Below are 329 nucleotides of genomic sequence, written 5' to 3' on the forward strand. Positions count from 1 at the left end.
CAGACCACGAAGAAGAAGGGCGGCAAGGTCTTCGTCGAACAGCGCCATGATGGGACGGTGACTTTCCATGAAGGCTGGCTGAAGGCTTCGGAAGCGCGACGGACAAAGCGCCAGACCGAGGACGGAGATGCGACCTCACCGGCTGACAGCAAGCCCGAAATGTCCGGCCCGATGGCGGAATATATCGGGCTTCACCGGCATGGCGCTGCCGCAGCCAGCCTGCTCACGGCGCCCGCCATTGCGCTGCGCCTGATGGTAGCACACGCGCTGACCGGATCATCCCTCTGGAATGTGCGCTCGCATGTGTGCGGGGCGCGCAAGAACGAGAC

1 pseudogene is annotated in these 329 nt (G+C 63.8%); it reads left to right on the forward strand.

Annotated elements, in window-relative coordinates:
* A pseudogene (locus HY26_RS18975) lies at nt 1-329 on the forward strand (partitioning protein); the annotation flags it as partial.

The organism is Hyphomonas sp. GM-8P, assembly GCF_003263315.1.
Classification (GTDB): Bacteria; Pseudomonadota; Alphaproteobacteria; order Caulobacterales; family Hyphomonadaceae; genus Hyphomonas.